Source organism: Mitsuaria sp. TWR114 (assembly GCF_007997345.1).
On the sequence record NZ_VOSR01000047.1, the window covers coordinates 17,004 to 40,957 of the forward strand.

Sequence of the window (23,954 nt, forward strand, 5' to 3'; positions counted from 1 at the left end):
AAACCTGAGTCGCTTCAGGAATCTCCCTCACCAACTGGAGATTCCCGCATGGCGGACCTCACCAATCGCTCCCGCTTCCGGGTCAGCGTCAAGAACCGTGACGACCTCACGGCGTACTTCCCGTTCAACAAGTTGCCGGCGGTCGAAGCCTGCATGGAAGCGCTGAAAGCCCAGGGCTTCAAGCCTCGTGTCGAACAGCTCGACGAGAGCTGGCTCATTCGGATTCGCGAAAAAGGTCACAAGGAAGTAAGCGCCACGTTCAAGACGCGTGCAGCCGCCGAGTCCTTCCTGGACCGCGTCGGCGCAGAGCGCCGAAGTGGCCTGTTCGTCGACTACACGGCATCGCTCAAGGTCACCCTCGCGGACCTCATCGTGCGCTACCTCTTGGAGGAGGCGCCGAAGCACAAGAGCCATCGAGTGATTGCCTACTCACTTGAAGGTTGGCTTGCAGACAGCGGACCCGCAGGCATCGACTTGCTGGCCAAGTACCGCGAACAGCTGCACGCCCGCGGCCTGCCAGTGCGAGCGGCCAAGTTCCGGATGAGGAAGGTCAGCGACGAGCTGGCTTGGATTCACAAGCCGTTCGCCGAAATCAAGACGGTCGACATTGAGGCCTTCATCAACGACCGCCTTGAGCAAGACATCGCGCCCGGCACTGTCGACCGCGAGATTGACCGTCTGAAGGCCGTCTACAAGGTCGCCACGGTGGTGTGGGACTACCCGCTGGCCAAGAACCCGATGGACGCGGTCCGTCGTCCGAAGTACTTCAACGAGCGAGACCGCAGAATTTCGGAGTCCGAGGAGCGGCGGCTTCTGGAGGCGCTGGCGGCACTCGACTACGAGCGCGCCGTTGAAAAGCGCCTCGGCGAGCTGGCGGAAGATTCCCTGCAAGGACGGCAGTTCTCGAGCTCCAGCGCGCGCAAGAAGGTCTTGGCAGCAACGCGAGCCGAACTCCGGCCCTTGGCCGAGGAGACCGCCGAGGTTGTGCCCTACCTCCAGGTTTTTTATCTTTTCCAAGTCATGACCGCGGCGCGGCGTGCCGAGACGATGGGGCTGCCCTGGGCGCACATCGACTTTGAGGCGGGAACTGCCTATCTGCCAGAGACGAAGAACGGTCGCCCGCGCAAGCTTGCTCTCCGCGAGGACCTGCTCGAGCAACTGAAATTGTTCCCGCGCGATACGGACCGCGTGTTTGCCGTTGGCTTGGACTACGTCATCGGCGCCTGGTCCAAAGCCTGCCGCATGGCAGGCATCGAAGACCTGCATATCCATGACGGGCGACACGAGGCTTTGTCTCGCTTGGCAGAAAGCGGCAAGTTCACGTTGCCGGAGCTGCAGGTCTTCAGTGGCCATCGTGACCTGCGCATGCTGATGCGCTATGCCCACCTCTGTTCGTCTCGCTTGGCGCGCAAGCTCAACGAATGCTTCAAGGACGACAAGAAAGTCCGCATCCACCGGGGGCGGAGGTTCCTGAGCAAGGCGGCTGAACTGCCCATCGGGAGCCTGACCGCCGACACGGAGGAGGCGCCTAGCGACGAGGTTGTGCCCGCAGTCTCTCCCACTTCGGAAGCACGCCCGATTCCGGCGCCGAGGGGAGCCGCCCAGCAAGCCCAGGCCGCACATATCGACACGGGAGCGCGCGCCACCAACAAGCTGGATGAGCCCAAGGCGGCGAGCGCAGCGGTCATCGCGTTTCCGGCATCTCGCATCGTTGGCACCTTTGGCCAAGAAGACACGACCGACAAGCAGCGCCACACAGCCGCCACGCAAGCGCCCAGCGCAGGCTAAACACCGGGGCCTAGACGAGGCACAGCAACTTTGCCGCGCCTCGTCATGTCTAACCTGTCGGATTTCAAACTGGTCACCAAGGCGGATGCCGCCGCAATGCTTGACTGCTGCATCAAGACTGTCGACAACCACGTCCGGGAAGGCCGACTTCCCGCGCCTGTGGCCTTCGGCAGCCGAGAGTACTGGCATCCCGAGGACTTCAAAGCATTCCTGGACGGCACGTTTCGCCGCAAGGCCCCACCCGAGGTGGAGCGCGTCCACGGAAACCAGGCGCCCGCGGCATCCACCGCCGAGGTGGTCACCCGCCCCAATACCGGAACCGTCACCAAAACTGTTCGCGACAGCAATCCAGCCGTCCGCCAGATGGCCCGCCAGCAAGCGAAGCTGAAGGCATTGAACTCTCCGGCCTGAGACCCCGCCCCTGCGGTAGGCCCACCAGCCGGCGCAGCGTCACCTACCTTTCCAAAGGCGCCTTCCAAGCCCTCAGCGGCCCCAATGCATCCAACTGCCCCACTAGGCTCCTGGCCTCGGCCAGCCGACCACGCAAGTGCTCTCGGTCCGCGTCGGGCAGCTGCTCCGCTTCTCGCTCCACCGCCTGAAAGTAAGCATCAATGCTGCGCGCCTGCTCCCACGAAGCGATTGCAGCCAGCAGGTCCCGCCGCGATTCCTGGCGAGCCTTTTCCCGGCGGGCGCGCTCGGCTTCTTCCTCCGCGCGCCGCCGAGATTCTTCCCACTTGCGGAGTTCTTCTTCGGCCTGCCTTTCAGCCTCCTCGTACTTTCGCGCGAGTTCGGGCGCCGCGAGCTCGAGCGCCTTGACGACCTTTGACGTCAATGAGGCGAACTGCCCTGCTTTGGCTTCCTGCCAACGCTCGCACCACTTGACCCGCCAGGCCGTCGAATACGCCTGCACGGCGAGACGCCCTGAGGCAAATTCCTTCGTTGTCCGCCAATGCCGCGGTTCTTTATAGCGGCGCAGCTGTTCAACCGTGAGGTCGCGGACAGGGACGTACTTGCTGCTGCCCACGTACACCATCTCTACCGACTCGGTCATCTCGAAAATCGTCAGCCCGATGGGCACGTTGCCTACGTATACGACGGTCGAACGGTCAGGCGCCCAGAGCGTGCGGTGATGACGGTCCTTCTTCGGACTTTCTCGCTCGTCGACCTCTTCGCGGCGCATCTGGGTACCAGGCGGAGCAAGCATTACCCGGTGGCCGCGTGCTGTCAGCGCCCTGAACAGCGCGTCTGCTGCGTCGAGCGCCACGTCCAAATGTTTCTGTGATGACAGGACGTCGACGAGGAGTCGCTTGTAGGGTCGCAGTAGGCCAATGTCACTGTCACGAGTCTTGAGGAACAGTGGTTTGACCCCAACAAGCAACTCGTGGCGCTGGTCAATAGGCGCGACGCCCGCAACCGCAGCACGGGTACGTACCCTTCGCTCGCGCGCTACTGTTCGCTGCCGTGTCCCGACGGTGGCGCCGGGACTCCACTCCGTCACGTCTCCAGGTTGCGCTGGGGGCAATGCTGGCCGCGGGTCGGCCTTGCCAAATTCAAGCTTGGACCAGTACCCGCGCTCTGGCCTTGGCACCCGAAGCTCCGTGCAGACCCGTGCCAAGTAGCTGGACGAGACACCGTACCTCTCCCCTACTTTAAGCATCGGTTCGCGCCACACCAGGTCGTAGAGCTGCTCTCGCGAAAGGGGTTCGAATTCCGTCGTCATGCGTATCGCCCATCCGGCGCTGAAGGGAGAAAAACGGGCAACCTCCGCTGAGGTCGCGACGCAAGATGATGACCGAAGCGCGTGGCGAACTGCATCGCCGACCAGAGGCGGCCTTGCGGCGTTCGACGGCACTGTGACGCTGCCGTGCCGGCGGCTCCTCAAACAAATGAAGGCGCGACCACAGCCGCGCCTTTTGAATATTGACCCGCGCGCTGCCTCAGTGCGCGGCGCCCTGTGTGCCTTCGGTTGGACGAACCTGAAGGTCAAGTTGACCCACAAGCTCTGCCTCAGCAACCAGGACGGCAACGGCATCCGTAACTGGCAATCCGGGAACGAGCGTACGCACGCCACGCAAGTCGGCCAGTTCGTGACACAGCGCCAAGATGCCACCGGCGTCCCGGGTTCGAGCCATCGCCTCTCGCAGCAGCCGCTCAACCAGCGATTCGTCTGTGAAGTTGCCCGGTACACCAAGCAACACCGTCGCACGCGAGTCCTCGTCACCGAGCAGCAGGCGCAGCATCTGCCTACGTACACATTCCCGCAGGTAGCGCTGAATGCTCGGTGCGCCAAGCGGCATGAGCACCCTCAGCTGAGCGCCGCCGGCTTGAACAGTGAAGAGCGCGAGACTGCTGCCATCGCCCTGATGGGCTAAGACGTCAAATCGGTGCTTGATAGCTCCATCGCAGCCACCAAGCGACAGCAGCAAAGAGCTGGGTACTGAAGCCCCGATGATGCAGCCCTCAAATTCACACGCGACAGGCGGCTGCCCTGACATGCGGTCGACGCCCTGAGTGTCGAGTACGAGCCCTTGTCGAATTCTGCGGAAGTCGTTTGGTTCTAGGAAGTCCATGGGGTCCTTTCTGATTTGTTGCCCTGGGACTTCGTGTAGCGAGCTCGTTGGACCACCCTGCACTTCTGGATGCAGCCGGCTGCGGTCCGCGACGGGTAGAAGCAGAGGCGCGGTGAAACGCCGCGCCTCTGTTGAATAACTCATCGACCTCAGTGCAGCGAATGGCGGTTGGGTTTACGGTGCTCAACGCCAGCGCCGCCAACCCTTTCAGCGTTCTCTGACGGCTGTACATGCACCGTGACGACGTCCGTCACCGTTTGCCCTTCAACGATGCTCGGCACGTACGCGTGTTGGCAGTGCATTGCAGCCATTTGCCTCGCCGGAGCCGAGCCATAACTCGAAGGCCGGGCACGGCCCACCTCCTTCAACAACTCGACTCCTGCCCTCTCGTCTAGTGGGACACGGAGCAACACGCATTCGTGCGTGCTTTCAATGAGCAGCGCGAGTGTCAGCGTGCCCGCATCGACGGCATCGGCGAGATACGCCTTGACCGCCGCAGCGCTCAGCTGCATCACGCATCGAAGTTGGACACCTGCCCCCTGGAACACCAGGGCCAGGATGGTGTCGCGTCGGTCAATGGTTGGAGTGGTGGCGCCTCGCAGCCTCAGGTGAACTACGGCCTCCATCTTCTCTGCCAGCCAGTGCGGCACGGCTGCCTGGATGGCATATCGGCCTACTGCGCCGTTCAAGGGAACATCGGACAGCAGGTCCGCCAGCTCTGCTGGCTGCAGAATCCGGCCTGCCCGTAGATTGCGAAGCAGCTGGGCCGCCTCCAGTAGCGTTGATTTCATGAAGTCCTCGTGGAAATGTCCTGGGACTTCGTATAGCTAGCGCTTGGCCCGGCCTGGAAAAACGGCGCTTCTATGCGCTAGTCATCCAGCGAAGTTCAACGCCCTGCGATGTCAGGCTGTCATTCGCACTTGCCATCACCGTCCTGACGTTCTCGACAAGACCTCCTGCCGACAACCCCGGCTGCACCGCATACACCGTTAGGCGTATGGCGATGGGGTCACATGCCCGCAAAAGTTGCAGCGCAGCGTCCCGGCTGCCGACCAGAAATGGGGAATGACCGCGACCCGGCCGAACGAGCGTGCGTCGTTCGATGTGACGGACCAAGTAGTCCTTGCGCTGGAACCTGCCCGACTTCGCACATTGGCCTGCAAGTTCATAGACATCGTCAACTCGCCCGCCGGAGACCGGTCCCCCGGCGCCTTTGCAGTGGTAGAGCGATACCGCCAGCCGATTGGCTGGCATGGCCTGTGCAACGATGAAGTCCGCCGCCTCGCCCGACCTGTGGTCATAGATGACAAAGGCGTTGTCCGGGAGGCCCAGCAGGTAGTCCTGCAGAAATCGCTGGACCGTCATGCGGCCAGGATTGGCCAGGTCAAACTCGACCTGCATCTCACAGCCATCCCAGTTGTGCACCATCAAGCTATCCGGACGAATGCCAGCGCTCGCCCGACGCCGCTGGAGCGTGCTTCGCGTGAAGGAATCTAGTTCCTTCGTGAAGAAGACAAGCCCGTTGTCCTCAAGCCATTCCTCGATGGACTCCCAACGCCCTTCCGCAGCAGCTACGCGCATAGATGGCTCGTCGGCCATCAACGCATACTGAGGGCTCTGATTCAGGCGGAAACGCACTTGCTGATAGTGACCGCCATCCCCAAGGCGGAATGTTAGCGAAGACCCATCCGCGCTCACCGCGATATCGCTCACCTCCAGGTCCAGCACACAGGTCCTGAAAGTGTCGGCACCATCTTCTATGAGCACGACTGGGTTGTCCCTGTAAGCGTTCTTCGACCAGTCCGTCATGAAGGTAGATGCCGGAATTCGTTGCAGCGTCTCACCATAAGAAAGCAAGTCGAGGCCTGACCGCCCAATGTTGACTTGGGCCGCCGTCATACGTCCATGCAGGGCCTCCATCCAGTCCAGGATGTCGGGAATCGAGAGTTTCCCGTTTGACCAGACCCGGCCACCGGCGCTCGCACCGATGACTTCGGTTGCACCGTTGACCTGGCCGCGCCCCATGAAATGACCCTGGGAGAAGTTGGCGGCGTCCGTATCGCGTACACCTCTGTCCGCGTTGCTGCCCGCGACGATGCGGTAGGACTCGGCAGTGGCCGTAGGTGACGTGCTCCGAATCCCGACGCTATAAAACTCCTGGTCCGTCATGCCGTTCAGCACCTTCCGAATCTGCTCGAAGGCCAGCGGTGCCGCTCGGCCTTCGAAGAAGACGTCCAGCAGCTCGGCGTAGTAGCGCTCGGAGCGCTCTGTTGCCGTGATGAACAGAACTTGCGTGGCCGGGAAATACTTCAGTAGGAAGCACTCGTGCGCTGCATCGACCAATTGGTCATCGCGATACCAGATGGGCGACCGAACGGACTTGGCGAGAAGCAGGTACGTGGTCCCATCGTCGCTGCGCCAGGCATTCGTGACCTGGAGAGACTTGAGCGTCTCAGGCGCCGCATCAAAGTTGGGCGCTTGGCCCGTCCTGTACGCCGCAACATGCTGTGCCAAACGGAAGGCCCCAGGATTCACCGCCTCGTAGTCCGCCGAAGGGTGTCCGGCCTGCGCAAACGACTGAAGGGTCTCACGCTCACGAATCGCCAGCCCCTGGCGTGCTTCAGCGACATCCGCTAGCAGGACGTCCCAGTCAACTCCCTCCCTGTAGAGCTCCGTGCTCTCAGCATCAATTTCGCGTGGTACCGCCAAGAAGGTCGCGGCGCCAGTGTGTTGGTCGTTTGTGCGCGCGAATCGGCCGATGAACTGCAGCGTTGGCACCAAGGATTTGTGAGCGCTGTGCAGGACTGCAATCTTGAATTTCGGGAAGTCGTAGCCTTCGCCGAACATGTCCACGCAGACGACTCCATCCAACTCGCCAGCGACGAGCCGGGCCTCTACCTCTTCAATCTGCTGTCGAGACCTACGGCTTGAGACCGCCTCAACCCGTAGGCCGGCGGCCACGTACAAGGATGCAAGCCTCTCTGCATCCGCAATCCGCTCGGTGCGCGCGAAAAGCCTGTGTTGCAGGCCGGCTTCCGCATCCCGCCTGAACACTTCAACTGCCGCCGCGACCAGCGCCGCGTCGCGCCTCTCCGGAAGCTCAGCGTCATCGACCAGTACCGGGCTGAAGACGACCTTGCCAAAGGCGTTCTCCTCGACCGCACGGCGGAGCGAGTAATAAAAGACGAGCCGCCCCGGCAGTTGCCTGCGGTCACGGCGAAACGGTGTGGCACTTAAGAGGACATGACGGGCGCGCGGAGTTGCTCGTATAAAGGCCGCCCATGTCCTTGCAGGCGAATGGTGCCCTTCATCGACAAGGACTAAGTCGAACAGCCCGTCAGGCGGCGGAGGCACACCATCCATCTCGGGACTGGCCGAGTGAGGAGTACAGACGACAACGTCGAACTGCTCCAGCGCCTGCCACGCCTCAGGGGAGTCAATCCGCTCCTCAACAACGGCAACTTGTGGGCCCTGCAGGTCCGGCTCGCCAGGCAGTGCAGTGAGTCGGCGAAGCGTTTCAAGGCTTCGAAAGGCCTTGGCCGCTTGACTACGCAACGGACCCGTCGGTGTGACCAGCAGCACGCGCTGCGCTTGCAGGAGGAAGCAGGCGGCAGTGAGCACCGCTGTCTTTCCGTAGCCCGTGGGCAGTGACACGATGGCGGGCTCGTGCCGCTCGATGAAGTGCGCCGCGAGCGCAAGAAGCGCTCCGACCTGACCACGCCTGAGTCCTGAGTTGGGCGCCAAGCCCTCACGGACGACCAGACGCGATGCGTTCTCCTGAAAGTACGCCACTGCTCGCCTCCCTCGATGTCTGCCGTTAGCAGATTCAAGTTTTTGGCAAGTGTAAGCCTGTAGTCGCAGGCCGCCGTCCGCCGATAGGCGCCACGACGCCTACCCTCACGTCCTGCGTTGTGCTGACAGTTGAGCGGTTGCCTCCCGAATCCCCGAAGCCAGCACGCGCAAGCCGTCTGCCGGGCCCAAATGGGCATAGTTCTTCAGCACTGTTTCGAGCTTGTCATGGAGAAGAGTGGCCACCGTCAAGTAGTCGCCGGGATGCCGACGGAGATGGTCTGTAGCGATGATGTGGCGGAATCCATGAGGCCCAAATCCGGCGCAGGCGTCTATGTACGTCGACGTCAACGTCTTCATGCGGCTGAGGATTCCCTGAGCACTCCACCCTTTTGGCTGCTCGAGTCCCTGCTCATCCAAAAATTCCTTGTGCTTTCGGGGACCGACGACAGCCGCCAGGAAGAAGCGGTCCGTGGCCTCAGCGTCAGCCAAATACGGCCGACTCTCGGCGAGGTATCGGTCAATCCAAGGCGCAACCGAAGCATCGACTTCGACCTCGTATGGCTTGTCGGCGGCTCCCTTTTCGTTTTTAAAGTCGCTGGGGTCGAAGCGCAAGCGATACCTTCCCGGGCCAACTCGCAACAAATTGCCTGAACCGCCCGGTTTAAACGTCAACGCAGCGAACTGACCTGCACGGAGGGGATTCGACGCCATCAACCTGCACAGCGTCACATCTCGAATCCACGCACAGTAATCCCGATGGTGTGCCGGCGGAGGAGCAGACCGCTCCAGGGTCTCGATGAACTCGACCAGCTTCTTGAGAGGAAACTCATCATGCAGGACAGCAGCCAGCCGTTCTGTCGGGTCCCGCGACAGCCGAAGGCCCATCGTGTCCGCTGTTTTCTCACGGAACTCGCGCAACTGCCGACGTGCAATCTCACAGTGCTTCTGCCATGCCGCCTTCTCCGAGTGTTCCGAACCGTGGGCCTCGTCGGCAACCAGAGACATAGAGGGCACCGTTGCTCTGAGCTCCGGGCGAAGCCAGAGAAAACCGCTGCCCGGGCGCAAGTAGCTTTCCACCAGTTGCAGCATCACGTTCACGCCGTTGTGAAACTTTTTGCCGCTGAAGTCGATGCGCCACATCGCATACGAGATGACCTGCTCTGGGTCAGCGAGCCAAGCCAGGGTATGAGTGTCCGCAGAAGAAATTCCGGGGCCTTCGGGACGCGCCAGGCTGAGCCAGCCAAGGTATGAAGCGAAGAAGTGCCAATGGACACCCGCGGTAGGGCAGACCTGACCGTCGACAACCATCCACGGCTGAATGAGCGAGCCGACGCGGTCGACCGGCTTTACACGCCAGGTATTTCTCCCGCGCGCCCCCTTCCGCAAGGGGTTGGTTTTCAGACGAAGAAGGTCTGTCCATTGCGCCGACAACGCCGCAGAAAACTTCACTGCATACGGCTCTCCTACCCTGGCTCGCTGGACCTTGCGGACCTTGGTAAAGCTCGTGGTCTTTTGCTTTTTCACTACGCCGCGCTCGTATCGAGTGCGGCGCGCTGGGGGCAATCGACTCGCGAGCGTTCCGGCCGGCAGCTCAAGCGTTGCCTCCAGTCCTGCCAACTCGTTGACAGCTGCGCCTCTCGGCTGGCCGCGTCCAGCTGCCCAATACCGAAGGCTGTGGACACCGATGCCGCTGTCTCTGGCAATCTGCGCCAAGGTCAACGGCGAGGCGTTCAGGCAGTGTTGAAGGGCGTCGGAAAAGGCAGCCGGGAGGAGGTCGTGCTCGCGAAGTTCCTGCGCGATTCGACGCCAGCGTAGCAACTGCTCTTGGCGGTCCCGTTGAGTTCGCGGCGCCAAGCGTTCGGCGATGACGTCGCTGAAGCGCAGGAAGAACTTGTCGAAGTCGACGGAGAACTCCTCCCCCACCCGCTTCTCGAACGAGTACCCATGAACCTGCACCCAAAGCCGGAGGGCTGATGCGAAGTTTTTTGCTTGTTGTTTGGCGGCAGGGCCGAAGAGTGTGATGCCGTGGTCCAGAAATTGACCATAGGTCATCGTCGTCGCGGCAGGTGGAGACGAGCTGCCCTGCGCTGCGTTCGATTGCGTGGCTGCGGAATCGGCGCTGCTTTCAGCCTGATTTTGTGGGATGTTGAACATATACAGTCTGTGAAGGTCACCGATAACGGCTGCGTTATTTGCAGAGGCACGGGAAGTCGCCCGGACCCCGCATCGGTATTGGGGTAGCCCGCGACATCTCCATGCGAATCTGGTTAATGAAGATGAGAGCTGCTGCCGTTACGGTGGTGGTCACCGTCGTCGCGGTGAGCTCGGTTTCTTCGCCCTCCCCTGTTGGTGCGGCGATTGAGCTTTTCGTATAGCCACGCCGTTTATGCCGAACCGCGCGTGCTGCGCACCAGCGTGGCCGCCCCTCGCGTGACCCGCCTCTTCCGCCCACACATCCGCGTTACATTGCTGGCGCAGGTTGCAGCAGGAGAGCCCGATGGAGCGAAAGACGGAAACCTTGAACTTGCGGGTTTCCCCTGAAACCAAGGAGCTTGTTCGCATTGCGGCGGCTCACGAGCATCGAAGCATCAGTAATCTGCTAGAAGTGCTGGTTCGTGAGCACTGCCGGAAACAAGGCATCACGGCCGAAGAACAAGGGCAGCCGGCCACTAAGCCGGCCGCCAAGGGGAGGTAGCCATGGATGTTTTTCGCTTCCGCGAACACGTCGTCGCGGAGTACGAACAGTTCACGCGCAGCTTTACGCGCATCCGGTCCGACGACCTCAGAACTTTCGTCGACAGCGAGTACGACAGCCAGCGCTACTGGCCTGAGCCGCTCATCCAAATCAACCCGAACTACAGGTCGGGGGGCACGGTCGATGAGCTGGTCCAGGCAGGCCAGTTGAGTGCCGAGTGCTCGGACATCTTCCGTCTGGGTAAGTCGGCCAGTTCGGCCGGGGTGACACTGCCGCTGCACAAGCACCAGGCCGAGGCCATCAGCTTGGCTTTGGCCGGTGAGAGCTACGTCCTCACCACCGGCACGGGCTCCGGCAAATCGCTCAGCTATTTCATCCCGGTCGTCGACGCCTGCCTCAAGGCCAAGAAGGCCGACCCCACGCCGCGCACGCGCGCCATCGTCATCTACCCGATGAACGCGCTGGCCAACTCCCAGCTGGAGGAGCTGAAGAAGTTCCTGGGCTCTGACCCCGCGACCCGCGCTGTGAGCTTCGGCCGTTACACCGGGCAGGAATCGGACGAAGAGCGGCAAGCCATGGCGGCCAAGCCGCCGGACATCCTGCTGACCAACTTCATGATGCTCGAGCTGCTGATGACCCGGCAGAACGACATCGACAAGGCGGTGATGCGCAACGCCAAGGGCTTGCGCTTCCTGGTGCTGGACGAACTTCATACCTACCGTGGTCGCCAGGGCGCCGACGTCGCGCTGCTGGTGCGCCGCGTGCGCGAAGCGCTGGCCGACGAGCTCATCTGCATCGGCACCTCGGCCACCATGGCGTCCGAGGGCAGCCAGATGGAACGCAACGCCGTCGTCGCACGCGTGGCTCGCCGGCTGTTCGGCACCGCCATCGCCGACCGCAACGTCATCACCGAGACCCTGCGGCGCACGACGCCCGAAAGCCAGACGCTCGAATCCATCCGCAGCAGCCTCGGCCCCGCCATCCGGTCCGGCGTTCCCGCCGACCTTGGCTTTGAGGCACTGGCTGCGCACCCGATGTCGGTCTGGGTCGAATTGACGCTGGGCCTGACCTACGAAGACGACAAGCCACGGCGCGCACGTCCGCGCACCCTGGCCGACGCGGCCAAGCTGCTGCACGATGCCTCCGGTGAGCCTATCGAGACTTGCCTGGCCTACCTGCAGCAGTTCATGTTGCGGGCCTACGCCGTCACCGATGCCGCCGGCAAGAGCCTGTTCGCGTTCAAGCTCCACCAGTTCATCGCTGGTGGTGGCAAGGTCTTCACAACCTTGGAAGCGCCAGGACATCGTGCCATCACGCTCGACGGTCAGCAGTTCGTCTCAGGCGATGACGAGCGGCAGCGCCGCTACTACCACGTGCACTTCTGCCGCGACTGCGGCCAGGAGTACATCCCGGTCTGGGACACCGACGGTCATGAAGGTCGGACCTTCAACGTCCGCAGCATCGAAGAACGGCAGCACGACGACGAGCAGGTCAAGTTCGGCTTCCTGATGCCGGATGGTCGAGGCCTTTGGGACCCTGAATCTCTGGAGCGCTACCCGGAGTCCTGGCTCGAAGAACGGGCTGATGGCGAATGGCGCATCAAGTCTGGGCAACGCAAGTTCCTTCCCCAGTCGTTGAAGGTGCGTCCCGATGGCGTCGTCAGCGCTGACAGCGGCCTGCCGAGCTGGTTCATTCCGGGCGCCTTCCGCTTCTGCCTGGCCTGCGGCGTGTCGCACACAACGTCCGGCAAGGACGCCCTGCGCCTGACTTCGCTTTCTGGCGAGGGTCGCAGCTCGGCGACGACGATGCTGACGCTTTCGGCCCTGCGCTACCTGTACGAGCAGGACCAGGAGTTGTCGGCCGATGCCAAGAAAGTGCTCGGCTTCTCCGACAACCGGCAGGACGCCGCGCTGCAAGCTGGGCACTTCAACGACTTCCTGCAGGTGCTGCTGACCCGTTCGGCACTGCTGTCGGCGGTGCGCAAGGCCGGCGGCAAGGCACTGTCCGAGCGTGAGGTTGCCAACGCTGTCTTCGAAGCCCTGGGCTTCCACCGCGACGACCCCGCCGTGCGTGCCGAGTACATGCAGCAGCCGGAGGTCAAGGGCAACACCCGACGGCAGGTCCAGGAGGCCATGCGCGGCATCCTGGGCTACCGTAGCTACTTTGACTTGCGCCGTGGCTGGCGATTCAACAACCCCAACCTCGAACAGCTCGGGCTGATTCGCATCGGCTACCAAGACATCGACGACCTCGCCGCCGACGCCGCCGAATGGGCCCAGGCCCCGCAGGTGCTCCAGGCGGCCAGCCCGGCCGAGCGCGCGAAGGTGTTGCGCGAGCTGTTCGACTTCATGCGCCAGGGCCTGTGCATCGCCACACGCTACCTCGACCGCACCGAACTCGAGCAGCTTCGCACCCAGAGCTACGCCAACCTTTGCGAGCCCTGGGGCTTCACCGAAGACGAACGCCCAGTGCCGTCCCGTTGGTTCGCCACTTCGCGACCGCGCGAAGAGTCTGACCGTCGCGGTCGTCGGGTGGTGGTCGAAGACTTCCTCGTCATTGGCTCCAGCCGCTCCCGCCTGGGCAAGCTGCTTCGCCAGGGCAGCACCTGGGGCGGTGGCAACCCCTACTACAAGCACATCAACGACCAGACCTATCCGGATGTCATCCAGGCGCTGCTGAAGGCCGCCGAGTCCTACGGCATGGTCAAGCGCGAGGAGACGGATTTCGGTGTGCTGGGGTGGCAGCTGAACGGCACCGCGTTGCAGTGGGAGCTCGGCTCTGGCGAGAGCAAGCGTCAGGCCGAGGACAACGCCTTCTTCCGCAGCCTGTATCTGAACATCGCCGGCCTGCTCGACAGCCCCGTGCACCAACTCTTTGAGTTCGAGGCCCGCGAGCACACGGCCCAGGTCGAGCAGGAAGACCGGATGGAGCGCGAAGCTCGCTTCCGTTTCACCGACAAGGACCGTGCCGAGTGGCGCGGCAAGAACGGCGTCGAACTCGAGTGGCTGCCGGTGCTGTTCTGCTCCCCGACGATGGAGCTCGGCGTCGACATCTCGTCCCTGAACACCGTCTACATGCGCAACGTGCCGCCCACGCCGGCCAACTACGCCCAGCGCAGTGGCCGTGCGGGGCGCGCTGGCCAGCCGGCGTTGGTCATTACCTACTGCGCCTCGCAGAGCCCGCACGACCAGTACTACTTCCGCGACCCTGTCCGCATGGTGCACGGACAGGTGAACGCCCCGACGCTGGACCTGGCCAACCTGGAGTTGGTCAAGAGCCACATGCACGCCATCTGGCTTGCCGAGACCGGCAAGCGTTTGGGCAATAGCGTGCGCGACCTGCTGGACATGAACCAGCCTGAAGCGCTGCCGGTGACCGAAGAGATGGCGTCGGACCTGGACAAGCCGGAAGCGAAGAAGCGCGCGCATCAGCGTGGCCTGAAGGTGCTGGGCATGTTGACGAACGAGCTGACGCCCACGAACGCGCCTTGGTACACAGACAAGTGGGCCGAAGCGGTGTTCCAACGGGCGTACCAAGAGTTCGACGGTGCCCTGCAGCGCTGGCGCGACCTGTACCGCGCCACGGCACAGGCCATCGAGCTGAACTTCAAAATCGAGAACAACCCCGCCGCCAGCGAACGCGAGCGTCGTGAGGCCCAGCAGCGTCACAACGAAGCCCGCAAGCAGCGTGACCTGCTACTGGCAGGCGATAGCGCCTTCAACAGCGACTTCTACACCTACCGTTACCTCGCGAGCCAAGGCTTCCTGCCGGGGTACAACTTCCCGCGCCTGCCGTTGCTGGCCTACCTGCCGGCTCGGCGTGGCTCCATTGGCCGTGAGAGCTTCCTGTCACGGCCGCGCTTCCTGGCACTCGGTGAGTTTGGCCCCTACAGCCTCATCTATCACGAGGGCAGCCAGTACCGCGTGACCAAGGCTTTGCTGACCATCACCGGGTCAGACCAGGTCAGCGAAGGCGCTCGCCTGCCCACTGAAATCGCCCGCCTGTGCCCGGCGTGCGGCTACGGCCACTTCCGCTCACAGCGCGACTCGGACCGCTGTATTTCCTGCGGGGCGTCACTGTCCGGTGCCCAGGAAATCAAGAACCTGTACCGCATCGAGAACGTCTCCACCAAGCGCGCCGAGCGCATCACCGCCAACGAGGAAGAGCGGGTACGCCAGGGCTACGAGATGCAGACCACCCTGCAGTTCGCAGAGGCTGACGGCAAGCTGCAGATGGTCACGACGGTCGTCGAGGATGACGAAGGCCCGCTGCTCGAGATGCAGTACGGCCCGGCCGCAACGGTCTGGCGCATGAACTTCGGCTGGCGCCGCCGAAAAGAGAAGGCCATCCAGGGCTTCATGATGAACCCGGTCACCGGCCACTGGGTGGGTGGCGTCGACGACGGCAACGGCGAGAAAGAGGCTGAGAGTGAGGCCCCGCCGGACAAAACACCGCCGCAGCGAATCGTTCCTTACGTCGAAGACCGCCGGAACATCCTTATCGTGCGCCCACACTACCGCCTGGGCGAACTTGCGGCTGAAACGCTGACCACGCTGCAATACGCGCTAAAACGCGGCATCGAGGCGGTGTACCAGCTCGAAGAGAGCGAGCTGATGGCCGAGCCCCTGCCCACGCGCGACAACCGCCAGTCCATTTTGCTATTCGAGGCGGCAGAGGGTGGCGCTGGCGTGCTGACGCGCCTGGCCACCGAGCCCGACGCCTTGGCTGCCGTGGCTGCGAAGGCCTTGGAGGTGCTGCACTTCCTGCCGCCTCCGACTGGCCAGCCGTGGGCCCGCAAGAGCTTGACCGAAGAGGTCGACCACGACGGCAAGCCCTTGTGCGAGGCCGGCTGCTACCGCTGCCTGCTGTCGTACTACAACCAGCCGGACCACACACTCATTGACCGCAAGGACAAGGGCGCCGGTGGCCTGCTGCTGGACGTCCTCTGTCGCCTGACGGCTGCGCGGGCTCACCAGGGCACGCAAGGTCGAGGGCCGCAAGCGCACGACGCCGAGCTCGCCCGCACGGCAGGCAGCACGCTGGAGCAGGCCTGGCTGGACCACGTCAATGAGCACGGCTACCGCAAGCCTGACCGCGGGCAGCACACGGTCAGCGGCGCCAACGCCTGTGCCGACTTCTTCTACGACGACCTGAATCTCGCTGTCTTCATCGACGGACCTCATCACGAGACCGACACCCAGCGGGCTGCGGACGCCGCCATAGACCGAGCCCTCGACGAACTGGGCTATCTGGTGGTGCGCTTCCCCAAGGAGCAGGCTCGCTGGCCCGACATTTTTAAGAACAACGCCGACCTATTTGGTCCAGGCAAGGCCTGATACGACATGAATGCTCCGACGCCGGAATTCCTCCCGGGCAGCCTGGTTGCGGCCCGTGGCCGCGAGTGGATAGTCCTGCCCGAGTCCGACACGCAGACCCTGCGCCTGCGCCCCCTGGGCGGCGGTGAGCGGGACGAGACGCTCATCTACTTGCCCCTGGAACGCCAGCCGGTCCAGCCGGCTACGTTCCCCTTGCCCTCGGTGGCCCAGGCGCGTAACCACTCGGCGAGCCAGTTGCTCCTGGATGCACTGCAGCTCAAGCTGCGCAGCGGCGCTGGCCCATTCCGCAGCTTTGGCAACATTGCCGTCGAGCCACGTGCCTACCAGCTCGTGCCGCTGTTGATGGCTTTGAAGCAGCTGACGGTGCGCCTGCTGATTGCGGACGACGTCGGTATCGGCAAGACCATCGAAGGTGCGCTAATCGCACGCGAGCTACTCGACCGTGGCGAGGTCCAGCGCATGACCGTGCTGTGCCCGCCGCACCTATGCGAGCAGTGGCAACGCGAGTTGGCCGAGCGCTTTCACATCCCCGCCGTGGTGGTGCGCTCCAACACCGCCGACCGGCTGGAGCGCGACCTTCCGCCCGGCACTTCGGTGTTCCACGCCCACCCTTACACGGTCGTCAGCCTGGACTACATCAAGTCCGAGCGCCGCCGTGAAGCCTTCCAGCGCTTCTGCCCCGAGTTCGTCATCGTCGACGAGGCCCATACATGCACCCAAGCCGGCCAGGGCCGTCAGCAGCGCTATCAACTGCTCAAAGGCCTGGCGGCCGACACAATGCGGCACCTGGTGCTGCTGACGGCCACGCCGCACAGCGGCGACGAGGAGGCGTTCTTCAACCTGCTGGGCTTGCTGCGCACCGACTTCACGCAGCTGAAGGACCTGCCTGCCGGGCAGCGCAGTGACCTGCGCGAAGACCTATCGCGGCACTTCGTCCAGCGCCGTCGCCCGGACATTGCGGAGTGGCAGGACACCTCGATGTTCCCTGACCGCAAGTCCGCCGAAATCACCTACAAGCTGACCGGGGCCTGGGGCCAGCTCTTCAATGACGTGCTGGCCTACGCCCGCGAACTGGTCGAGCGCTCTGAAGGCCAAGGCCTGCGCGAACAGCGCATGAACTGGTGGGCCGCGCTGGCCTTGTTGCGCTGCATCTCGTCGTCACCCGCTGCAGCCGTCAACGCACTGCGAACCCGGCTGCAGGGCGCGATAGGCGAGGCCGAGGGCGCTGAAGCCACGTCCTTGGAGGAGTTCGAGGCTCAGGCCAGCGACCGCGTGCTCGACGCACCGACGATGCACTGTCCACCGATGACATCGAGCCCGGCGCCCAGACCGAAGACAGCCAGCGCCTGCAAGCGCTGATGACCAGCGCTGCGGCGCTGGCCGGCCAACAGAACGACCCCAAGCTCGCCAAGCTGCAGGAGCACGTTGCCTTGTTGCTGAAGGAAGGCTTCCAGCCGGTCGTCTTCTGCCGCTACATCGCAACGGCGCACTACTTGGCAGGGGCACTGCACGAGAAGTTCAAGACCATAACCATCAAGGCGGTGACCGGGGAGCTGACGCCCGACGAGCGCGAAGCCGCCGTCGAACAGTTGGGCGATGGCGAAGCCCGCGTGCTGGTTGCTACCGACTGCCTGTCCGAGGGTATCAACCTGCAGGGTCTGTTCACCGCAGTCGTCCACTACGACCTCAGCTGGAACCCTACCCGTCACGAGCAGCGCGAAGGACGTGTGGACCGCTTCGGGCAGAAGGCACGAGAGGTACGCAGCACCATGCTATACGGCGAGGACAACCCCGTTGATGGCGCCGTCCTGCAGGTCATCCTGCGCAAGGCCGAGAGCATCCGCAAGGAGCTGGGAGTGCTGGTTCCCATGCCCGACAACGAAGGCAAGCTCACGCAGGCGCTGATGAACGCTGTGCTGCTGCGCAAGGGCCACCTCAACGCCCAATCGCAGCTGGACCTGTTCGGCGAGCCGGCGAAGGAAATCGACCTGGCTTGGCAGAGCGCCAAGGAGAAGGCCAAGCAGAACCGCTCCATCTTCGCCCAACGCCGTCTGAAGCCCGAGGACGTGCTGCCCGAGTGGCGCAAGTCCGCTGCTGTGCTGGGCGGCGAGGCAGAGGTCGAGCGCTTCGTCAGCCGTGCCGCAGCGCAGCTCGGCGCACCGCTGCAACCTGTGAAGCAGCACTTCAAGCTGCTGACGGAGCACCTGCCGCCTGCCGTGCGCGAGCGCCTCGCTGCCGAGGGCCTCGCCAACACCCTGCGCATCGACTTTCACCAACCTGCAGCCCAGGGCGCCAACTTCGTCCACCGTACGCACCCGCTGGTATCCGTGCTGGCCGACACGCTGCTGGAACAGGCATTGGACGATGCCAGCAACACCGCCGATGACGCAGCAGTCGCTCGTGCCGGCGCCGCCTTCGTGCACGGCGTATCGCTCAAGACCACAGTGCTGCTGCTGCGCATCCGCCATCAGCTCACAGTCACCCATGGCAGCCAGACGCGCCTGCTGATGTGCGAGGAGGCCGTCGCCGTGGCCGCCAGTGGCTCCGAGCCCTTTGCCGAACTCGCCCCCGACATCACCCGCCAACTGCTGGGCGCCGAAGCCACCCGCAACATGCCCGCGCCGCTGCGTGACCGCCAACTGCAGACGGCCCTCGATGCCTTGCCCGGCTGGCAACCCCAGCTGGAGGCCATGGCCAAGGCCCGCGCCCAGGCGCTGCTGGCTGACCACCGCCGCGTGCGCGAGGCGGCTGAAGGCCGCGGCAGCTACCAGGTCACCGCCAACCTGCCCGTTGACGTGATGGGCCTGTACGTGCTGCTGCCCGATGCAGCCGCCACCAACGCCATGGGAGCCTGACGCCATGGCTAAGAAGCCTCTCCACCAGCTCGCCTACCGCGCCATCCGCATCGAAGGCGGCCTGCTCCCCGCTGAGGAACTGACCCGCCTGACGCTGCTGGCCGACCCCAAGGCCAGCGAGCAGACCGAGCCGCAGTACCGCATCGCCAAGGGCCTGAAGCTGCGCGACGAAATCGCCCGCGATTTCAAGATTGCGCTCACCCTGTGGCAGGACTTCCAGGCACTGCGCCGCCGGCAGGATGTGCAGGCGTATGAGGTCACCGTGCGCGAATGGCTGCTGCCGCTACTGCGCGATGTGCTGCACTTCAGCGATGCCGCACGCTGCCCGGCCATCCAGCATGCCGGTCACCAGTACGCCATCGGCCACGCGGGCAACGGTGGCCGCGTGCCGCTAGTCTTCGCCGGCTTCGACCAAGCGCTGGACAGCGCCGCCGAGCGCTTTGGTGAGACCAACCCCGACACCGGCAAGACGCGCCGCCGCAGCCCCTTCATGCTGGCGCAGGAGGCGCTGAACGCCAGCGATGCGTCGCTGTGGGCCATCGTCAGCAACGGCCTGACGCTGCGCATCCTGCGCGACAACGCAAGCCTTACCCGTCCGGCCTACATCGAGGTCGACCTCGAAGCCCTGTTCACCGAGGAGCTGCTGGCCGACTTCAGCGCCTTCTGGCTGCTGGCCCATGCCTCTCGTTTCGGCACGGCCGAGACGCCGCCCACCGATTGCCCCTGGGAACGCTGGCGCGCTGCCGGCCAGCAAGCCGGCGTCACTGTGCGCGGCAAGCTGCGCTACCAGGTGGCCGAGGCATTGCGCGCGCTCGGCACGGGCTTTCTCTCGCACCCCGCCAACAGCGCACTGCGCGCCGCGCTGCAGAGCACCCAAGACGGCTACGACCGCCAGGCGTTCTTCGAAGAGCTGCTGCGGCTGGTCTACCGCCTCATCTTCCTGGCCACGGTGGAAGACCGCCGGGACCGCGCCACCGGCGAACGCTTGGTCTTCGCCCCTGACGCCAGCGACGAGGCCAAGGCCCGCTACCTGTCGGGCTACTCACTAACCTGGCTGCGCGAGCGCGCCGTGCGCCGCAGCCAGCACGACCGCCATGCTGACCTGTGGCAGGCGTTGAGCATCACGTTTGGCGCTCTGGCCAGCGGCCAACCGGCCCTGGGCCTGCCCGCGCTGGGCGGCCTGTTCGATGCCGACAAGTGCCCGCGGCTGGACGCCGCCCAGCTCGACAACCGCCACCTGCTGGCCGCCGTGTTCCAGCTCGGCTGGTTCCGCGCAGATGGCGGCCTCTCCCGTGTCAACTACCGCGACATGGGCCCCGAGGAGCTGGGCAGCGTCTACGAAAGCCTGCTGGAGCTGGTGCCCGACCCGCAGGGCTTGACATCGCCCGCAACGGCGCGCCTGGCCTTCGTCGGTGACGACGAGACCGATGCCAGCACCAAGGGCAACACCCGCAAGCTGACCGGCAGCTACTACACCCCCGACAGCCTGGTTCAGGAGCTCATCAAGAGCGCGCTGGAGCCGGTCATCGCTCAGACGGTGAAGGCCAACCCGGAGCAGCCGGTGAAGGCGCTGCTCGCGCTGACCGTGTGCGACCCCGCCTGCGGCAGCGGCCACTTCCTGCTGTCGGCTGCGCGGCGCTTGGCCGACGAGGTCGCGCTGCACCGTGCGGCGGCTGAGCGAGAAGGTGGAGCCCCGACGCCATCGGACTACCGCCATGCCCTGCGCGATGTGGTGGGCCGCTGCATCTTCGGCGTGGACAAGAACCCCATGGCCATCCAGCTGGCCAAGACGGCGCTGTGGCTGGAGGCCTACTCGCCGGACCGGCCGCTGACCTTCGTCGACCACCACCTTCGCGTGGGCGATGCACTGCTGGGTGTGCTGGACCCCAAGGTGCTGGAAGGCGGCATCCCCGACGAGGCCTACACCGCGCTTTCGGGCGACGACAAGGCCGTGGCCAGCGCCCTGAAGAAGCAGAACAAGGCCGACCTTAAGAGTTGGCGCCAGATTGCCGGCGGCGACCTGCTCACGGAAGCGGGCTTGGCTGCGCAAGCTCTCAGCGTCGAGACCCTGGACGACGACACGCCCGACCACCTGGCCGCCAAACGCCAGGCCTGGGCCACGGCACAGGCCCAGGCACAACGCAGCAGCTTCGCTCGCCTGGCCGACACCTATGTGGCCGCTTTCCTGGCACCCAAGATGGTTGGCACTGGCGAGACGGTGCCGTTGTCGGGCTACCTGTGGAGTGTGCTAAGCGGTCAGACACCCAAGGCCGAGGTGGAGGATGCCGCTCATGCGCTGTGCCGCCAGTATGGCGTCTTCCACTGGTGGCTGGCTTTCCCGCAGGTGGCTGCGGCCGGCGGCTTCAGCGTGATGCTGGGCAATCCGCCCTGGGAGCAACTGCAGCTCAGCGAGGAGGAGTTCTTTGCAACACGCGCTCCGTCCGTAGCAACGCTTGTTGGCGACAAGCGGAAGAAGGCCATCGCGGAACTCGAACGAAGCGCACCTTGGCTTTGGGAGCAGTTCAACGCCGCGAAGAGAGCCTGCGACGTCCCGAATGGATTCTTCAGGTCTTCGCGTCGCTTTCCCTTGGCGGCCGTGGGCAAGCTCAATACTTATGCGCTCTTTTCGGAGACGTTTCTTCAGGCAATTGCGCCGAATGGGCGGGCTGGCTTCATCGTCCCAACCGGCATCGCTACCGATGACTCCACGAAGGCCTACTTTGAGAGGTTGGCGGTGGGCGGACATCTCCGTAGCCTGCTGTGTCTGGAGAACGAAGAGTTTGTCTTTCCGTCCGTCCACCACGCATTTCGCTTCGCCCTGCTCACCTTGAGCGGCAATCCGTCGGCCGACGCTGCATCGCTAGTCTTCTTTGCGCGTCAGCCGACTCAGATTCACGACCCACGTCGCCGTTTTCGTCTGTCCGCCGAGGATTTCACTCTTCTGAACCCAAACACAAGAACATGCCCAGTCTTCCGAAGCGAGCGTGACGCCGAGCTCACCAAGAAAATCTATGGGGCCGCCCCGGTCCTTTTGGCCGAGGCAGTACTAGATGACGATGGTCAATTGGTGCGGCCTGAGCTGAACCCCTGGGGTGTGTCCTTCTCGCAGGGTCTCTTCAACATGACCAGCGACAGTGGCTTGTTCTTTGGGGGACGCTCAGGTCCCGCAGGGACCAAGTGGCTGCCCCTGTTTGAAGCGAAGATGATTCACCAGTTTGACCACCGCTGGGCGACCTATTTGGACGCTGCGGGTGGTGCGCCAGGTGAGGTGGAAACGTCCGACGTCAGCGACCTGCAAAAGGCCGCTGCCAACTTCACCGTGCGACCGCGTTACTGGGTGGACGAACGTGAAGTGCTGGCTCGCATTGCCCGCGTGCCCGACCGAGTAGCACGCACATGGCTGGCACTGCATGCCGCTCGCGAGGCGAGGGATGTGACAGCCGTTGACGCCGCTCTCGCCGATATGCTGCTGGCCCTTGCGCAATGGGTCACCGGCGAACTATTCCGTCGCACGACGGGTACAGCCCTGAGCGCCGAGGGCTGGACCGCGACCCAAGCCCAACTTCACATCGCACCCACCGAGGTGCAACTCCGGTCCCGCTTTGCGCGCCTGAGCAACGCACTGCGCGGCGAAGGCTTGACGACCAGGAAGGCTTTGGTCGACTTTCCCAAGTGGGCAATGCAGAACCAGGACACGCGGCTTGCTGACAACGAATTGGATGCGTTGGCCGAGACGTTACACGCTGCCGTACTGGACGAGGTGCTTTGCGCGCTGCTCGACGGATGGATGGACCTCCGCAGCCCGCGGTGGTTGATGGGCTGGCGCGACGTCTGCCGGAGCACTGACTACAGAACACTCATCTCCTCGGTGATTCCAAGGGCAGGGGTTGGCGACAAGTTCCTCCTCATGACACCGAGTGCACCCGCACCGTATTGCGCGGCGCTTCTCGGAAACCTCAACGCGCTGGCGTGTGACTTCGTAGCTCGGCAAAAGGTCGGAGGTACCTCGTTCAAGTACTTCACGATGAAGCAGGTTGCAGTCCTGCCCCCCGACCGCTACACCGACGCTGACCTCGCCTTCATCGTCCCCCGCGTCCTTGAACTCACGTACACGGCACACGACCTGCAGGCCTGGGGCCAGGACCTGGCCGCTTACGACCCACGCAACGCCGCCGAGCGGGGCCAGCCCTTCACCTGGAACCCTGAGCGCCGCGCCCGACTGCGTGCGGAGCTCGACGCCTACTACGCCCGCCTCTACGGCCTTACCCGCGACGAGCTGCGCTACATCCTCGACCCCAAGGACGTGATGGGCGCCGACTACCCCAGCGAGACCTTCCGGGTGCTGAAGGAGGGGGAGATTCGGACTTACGGGGAATACCGGACCCGAAGGCTGGTGCTAGAGGCGTGGGACCAGCAGGCCAGCGTGTCGTTCACGCCGCAGCCGGTGCCCGTGTCGTACTCCGAGCTCGGAATGATTCGCAATGCCGAGGAAGGCCGGCTGGCTGGCCTGGTGACGGCACTGGTCGCCGAGCGGACGGAGGGCAGTTCGCTGGCGGACATCCAGTCAGCGGTGGCTGCGTTCGCAGCGGCTGGGCACTACTTGGTCCCCGAAGAAGGCGCGCGCTTAGAGTCCTTGCGGCCGGCGCTCGGGATGAATGACGTGATGCCTCTCCTGAGCCGCGTCCAGCCCATCGTGCAGCGCCTTGCTGGTGTTGACGTGCTCGTGCGTTCAACCCGGGATGGCGAGGCCTTCTACACGCGAGGCGCCGGTGCGTCGCCGGGAGATGTCATCCAGCTTCCAGAGCATCCCGAAGCTGCTCGACTTCTGTGGCGGGCCGAGAGTCGGCGCGTGGCTGCAGAGGTCGAGAACAGCGCGGCGCTACCGGCCAGCCCCAAGGCCACCGGCACACAGTAAGAG

The 23,954-nt window shown here is 64.0% G+C and carries 12 protein-coding genes; 7 read left to right on the forward strand and 5 right to left on the reverse strand.

Annotated elements, in window-relative coordinates; genetic code table 11:
• The first annotated feature begins 48 nt into the window (after positions 1 to 48).
• Both FUT87_RS02840 and FUT87_RS02845 read left to right on the forward strand, forming a co-directional pair.
• The gene (locus FUT87_RS02840) at positions 49 to 1,788 is read left to right on the forward strand and encodes a site-specific integrase (RefSeq protein WP_147240014.1); all 1,740 of its coding nucleotides are present in this window, start codon (positions 49 to 51) and stop codon (positions 1,786 to 1,788) included.
• A 45-nt stretch (positions 1,789 to 1,833) separates the two neighbouring features.
• Positions 1,834 to 2,199, forward strand: a complete 366-nt coding sequence (locus FUT87_RS02845) for an AlpA family transcriptional regulator (RefSeq protein WP_147240015.1) — start codon at positions 1,834 to 1,836, stop codon at positions 2,197 to 2,199.
• Between the two features lie 43 nt (positions 2,200 to 2,242).
• Here the strand turns inward: FUT87_RS02845 and FUT87_RS02850 are convergent, their stop codons facing one another.
• The 5 genes from FUT87_RS02850 to FUT87_RS02870 all read right to left on the reverse strand — a co-directional run bounded on the left by FUT87_RS02850 (position 2,243) and on the right by FUT87_RS02870 (position 10,304).
• Positions 2,243 to 3,508, reverse strand: coding sequence for a hypothetical protein (locus FUT87_RS02850; protein ID WP_147240016.1), 1,266 nt, complete (start codon positions 3,506 to 3,508; stop codon positions 2,243 to 2,245).
• Positions 3,509 to 3,725: 217 nt separating this feature from the next.
• Positions 3,726 to 4,358 carry a hypothetical protein gene (locus tag FUT87_RS02855; RefSeq protein WP_147240017.1) on the reverse strand — a complete coding sequence of 211 codons (633 nt, stop codon included), beginning with the start codon at positions 4,356 to 4,358 and terminating at the stop codon, positions 3,726 to 3,728.
• A gap of 149 nt (positions 4,359 to 4,507) precedes the next feature.
• A complete protein-coding gene (locus FUT87_RS02860) occupies positions 4,508 to 5,149 on the reverse strand; it encodes a hypothetical protein (RefSeq protein WP_147240018.1) in 642 nt (213 codons plus the stop codon).
• A gap of 70 nt (positions 5,150 to 5,219) precedes the next feature.
• Positions 5,220 to 8,150: a DEAD/DEAH box helicase family protein gene (locus FUT87_RS02865; RefSeq protein ID WP_186830325.1), complete on the reverse strand. Its 2,931-nt coding sequence runs from the start codon at positions 8,148 to 8,150 to the stop codon at positions 5,220 to 5,222.
• Positions 8,151 to 8,255: 105 nt separating this feature from the next.
• Positions 8,256 to 10,304, reverse strand: coding sequence for a site-specific integrase (locus tag FUT87_RS02870; RefSeq protein WP_147240020.1), 2,049 nt, complete (start codon positions 10,302 to 10,304; stop codon positions 8,256 to 8,258).
• Positions 10,305 to 10,647: 343 nt separating this feature from the next.
• On the opposite strand from FUT87_RS02870, the gene FUT87_RS02875 reads away from it, so the two are divergent.
• Genes FUT87_RS02875 through FUT87_RS02890 form a run of 5 tightly spaced genes read left to right on the forward strand, consistent with a single transcriptional unit; the run spans position 10,648 to position 23,951 of the window.
• Entirely contained in the window at positions 10,648 to 10,845 is a 198-nt protein-coding gene (locus tag FUT87_RS02875) for a DUF1778 domain-containing protein (protein ID WP_147240021.1), read from the forward strand.
• Between the two features lie 2 nt (positions 10,846 to 10,847).
• Positions 10,848 to 16,181 (forward strand): DEAD/DEAH box helicase, encoded by a 5,334-nt coding sequence (locus FUT87_RS02880; protein ID WP_147240022.1) that lies wholly within the window; start codon positions 10,848 to 10,850, stop codon positions 16,179 to 16,181.
• A gap of 6 nt (positions 16,182 to 16,187) precedes the next feature.
• Positions 16,188 to 17,540 (forward strand): DEAD/DEAH box helicase, encoded by a 1,353-nt coding sequence (locus FUT87_RS30245; protein ID WP_255511630.1) that lies wholly within the window; start codon positions 16,188 to 16,190, stop codon positions 17,538 to 17,540.
• The gene (locus FUT87_RS30250; protein ID WP_255511631.1) at positions 17,540 to 19,036 is read left to right on the forward strand and encodes a helicase-related protein; all 1,497 of its coding nucleotides are present in this window, start codon (positions 17,540 to 17,542) and stop codon (positions 19,034 to 19,036) included. Before FUT87_RS30245 ends, FUT87_RS30250 begins: the two co-directional genes overlap by 1 nt.
• A gap of 4 nt (positions 19,037 to 19,040) precedes the next feature.
• Positions 19,041 to 23,951, forward strand: coding sequence for an Eco57I restriction-modification methylase domain-containing protein (locus FUT87_RS02890; RefSeq protein ID WP_186830326.1), 4,911 nt, complete (start codon positions 19,041 to 19,043; stop codon positions 23,949 to 23,951).
• Positions 23,952 to 23,954: the final 3 nt, after the last annotated feature.